Annotated in this window: 3 protein-coding genes; all 3 read right to left on the reverse strand. The window is 61.1% G+C overall.

The genetic code is table 11. The annotated features are described in order from the left end of the window. A partial coding sequence (locus ACOI1H_RS24480; protein ID WP_422440839.1) for a hypothetical protein occupies positions 1–2,329 on the reverse strand: 2,329 nt, incomplete at its 3' end. Then, the gene (locus ACOI1H_RS24485) at positions 2,322–2,615 is read right to left on the reverse strand and encodes a VirB3 family type IV secretion system protein (RefSeq protein WP_422440841.1); all 294 of its coding nucleotides are present in this window, start codon (positions 2,613–2,615) and stop codon (positions 2,322–2,324) included. The genes ACOI1H_RS24485 and ACOI1H_RS24480, both read right to left, overlap by 8 nt. After that, on the reverse strand, positions 2,615–2,914 hold the full coding sequence (locus tag ACOI1H_RS24490) for a TrbC/VirB2 family protein (protein WP_422440843.1): 300 nt from the start codon (positions 2,912–2,914) through the stop codon (positions 2,615–2,617). Before ACOI1H_RS24490 ends, ACOI1H_RS24485 begins: the two co-directional genes overlap by 1 nt. Between the last annotated feature and the right edge of the window lie 98 nt (positions 2,915–3,012).

Consider the following 3,012-nt stretch of genomic DNA (forward strand, 5'->3'; position numbering starts at 1 on the left):
CATGAGCAAGCCTTTCAAGCGAAGTTTCAGGATCATCGGAGGTGTTCTGGTCACGCCAGAAGTCGGGACGGTCGCGGTAGTCGTTGCCAAACCGGGCAGACCCAGACCGTCCGCCACCCAACACCGTCAGCAGCGGGCCGAGCCGCCCCAGGTCCACATCGAGGATGGTCGATCCGGTATCCGTGCGATGCAGCGCCTTGCGGCCCTGCAACGACTTGGAGAGGATGAATGACAGCTCGCCGTCCGACATGGACATGCCGTCATAGTGACCGGGTTCGGCGCGGTGGTTCGGAAAGATCAGTTGGTTCGGCAGACCTTCAAGGATCGACTTCGCCGCCGATTGCTGAATCTGTGACGGAAACTGCGTCAGCATCACCACGACCACGTTCATCTTCCGTGCCGTGACGAGCCATTTTTTCATTTCCTCCGCGAAGTAGGGATCATCTAGAACCTGCCACGCTTCATCGACCAACAGCACCATCGGCCGCTTTTCTTCCATGACCATTTCGAGGGCGCGGAACAGGTAGGCCAGAATGGCCGTGCGTTCCGTCCCTGCCGGCAGCACTTCCGTCAGATCGAGGGCTGTCACGTCGTTGGCCCCGAAGTTGACCAACACATCGTCACTCTCACCGAATACCCACGCATAGCGCCCGTCAGGCCCCCACTCGCGGACCCGCAGGGCGAGGTCGTTGCCGTCGTCGGCGTCACCGATCAGCGACACGAATTGCGAGAAATTCTTGAGGCTGTCAGGCGCGGAGGCATTTTGACGAATTGCGCTTTTGAGGGCTTGGCTCTGTGTCGGTTCCAGCTTTTTGCCGGTGGTTTCGAGCAGGGCCGAGAACCAGCCTAGAAGCCATGCTTCGCCACGCGGGCCGGTTTCGGTCAGCAGGGGATTGAGGCCGGTCGGCTCGCCCACCTTCACCGCGGCGTAGGTGCCGCCCATCGCCCGGATCGGCATTTCCATCGCCCGGTCCTTGTCCAGTGCGATCAGCCGCCCGCCGTGCCGGAGAGCTTGCGCCGCGAGGAACAGGGTGGTGGTCGTCTTGCCGCCGTTCGACGGCCCCAGAACGAGGGTGTGGCCGTTCGTCGGTTCGGCATTGGGCAGACCGCGCGGGTGCAGGTTGAAGCGGTAGGGTGTGCCGCGTTCGGTTTCCAGAACCGTGATCGGTTCGTTCCATGGCACTTCACCAACGCCTGCGCCAATGTCAGCGCCGTGCAGGCTCGCCAGATCGGCAAATGTCTCCGAGGTCACATAGGACGAACGGGCCGTCATGTGGCCGTTGCCGGGGTGGCAGGACAGAAGTTCGGTGGCCGTCGCCGCACGGTCGCGCAGCATCCGAAACCCGGCCCGCTGGCAAATGCTCATGACATCAGACATGCGGGCGTCGAGTTCTTTGCGGTCAGGTGCGCGGACGAGGATCGTCAGGCGATACTCGCCTACACCGAGTTCGCCCGACTCGATCCTGTCTACGGCCTCAACAAGCTGATTTTCCACACGTTGTGCCAGGTCGTTACTGGCCTGCATCTGAAGGATGCGGGTGCGGGCTTGTTCTACAATGTTGTCCCGGTGGATCGGGGCATAGCTATGCACCACAACAACGTCGTCCAGCGCACCCAAGGCATCGAGGGCGCCGGGTGTCGTCGTAGTCGGGTTTTCTTTGACGCTGACAACCGCCGCGACCGCTTCGCCGTCGTTCACATCGACAATGCCGTCCAGACCAAATTCCAGCGACACGTCGCTCACGTCTTGCGCCACGAGCGTCATAAGACCACGGCGCATGGGCGCGTAGGGCTGGAAGTTCAGCACCGCCATGGCCGACCCGAACGCACCGTCAGAGATAGACAGCGGTGACAGGGTGACGTTCAGGGCGTCGGCAAACACCGACGTCAGTTCAGAAAGTGATCCGGCCAGTTCCGTCAGATTTTTCCGACCGACCCGCTTGAGGGCTTTGCCGAGCAGCGGCACCCGCAGCGCATTATTATTCGCCCGCACAATCGTCAGGACGATCACGGCCTCTTTCGGCTGGCTGGCGTTCAACCCGTCGAACCACGCATCATCGACCGCATGGGCGAAGGGATGCACCGGCTTGGTGTAGCCGCTGATCTGCACATCGCGGCGGAAGCGGTGGATGAAGAAGCTGAAACTTTCGTCCAGACCGTTGAGGATTTGGGACACGCGGGCGCGCAGGTCCAGCACGTCGGAGGAATCCGACGTGTCCGCATCAATGCCATTCACTTCGAACGCAGCGCAGACCGACCCGTCGCGCAGGATCATCGTCTTGTCGTCAAATTCGACCCCGTAGGGCATCTTGCGGTAAAGTTCATACATCGGATGCACGGCCCTTTGTGGAGCGTTGGAAACGGATAGGGGTGCGGCCAAAACTTTGCGGCAAATGACGCAACCGCATGGCAATCAGTCTGTGACCGTTGGGGTTGATCGCGGTGATTGACCGTGCGCCGAAATACCAGATCGCGAAGGTTGGCAGCCACAGCAGCGCCTTCGTGACCATGAACGGCAGCACGGTCAGGCCAACCACCGTCATGAAGTAGGGCAGGGGCAGGCCAGCCATTTTGGCCTGCCGGGTCAGCCCTTTTATGACGACGGTTTCTTCCATTACGACAGGATCGACCGCAGGCTGTCGACAAAGGCTGGGCCGCCGAACACCAGCACGGCACCGAGGATCACAGCACCGGGCCACGCCCAGCTGATCCGGTTCATCGCGGCCATGAAGCCTGCCGCCGCAAGTGCTATCACGAACGCAATGGTCGCCAGAGGGCCACGCATGAAAGCAACGACCTGGTTGCCCGCATTTTCGGCCTTCGTGAAGTCAATATCTTGCGCCGACAGGTCTGTGCCATAGGCGCAAAGGATCAGGGCACTGGCGCAAAGCGCGCCTGCCCGATAGGCATTCATGTTCAAGGTGGATTACTCCTGTGAGGAAATGCGCCGCCACTGACGCTCGTAGTTGGACATGACTTTTGAGACATGCCGTTCGGTCTCCCGGTAAGGGG

The sequence above is a fragment of the Loktanella sp. DJP18 genome (genome assembly GCF_049310965.1).
In the GTDB taxonomy this organism is placed as follows: domain Bacteria; phylum Pseudomonadota; class Alphaproteobacteria; order Rhodobacterales; family Rhodobacteraceae; genus Loktanella.

What these genes read in the sequence shown, in the direction of transcription:
- ACOI1H_RS24485 (WP_422440841.1), bottom strand. Translation starts at nt 2,615, where the DNA reads ATGGAAGAAACCGTCGTCATAAAAGGGCTGACCCGGCAGGCCAAAATG.
- ACOI1H_RS24490 (WP_422440843.1), bottom strand. Translation starts at nt 2,914, where the DNA reads ATGAATGCCTATCGGGCAGGCGCGCTTTGCGCCAGTGCCCTGATCCTT.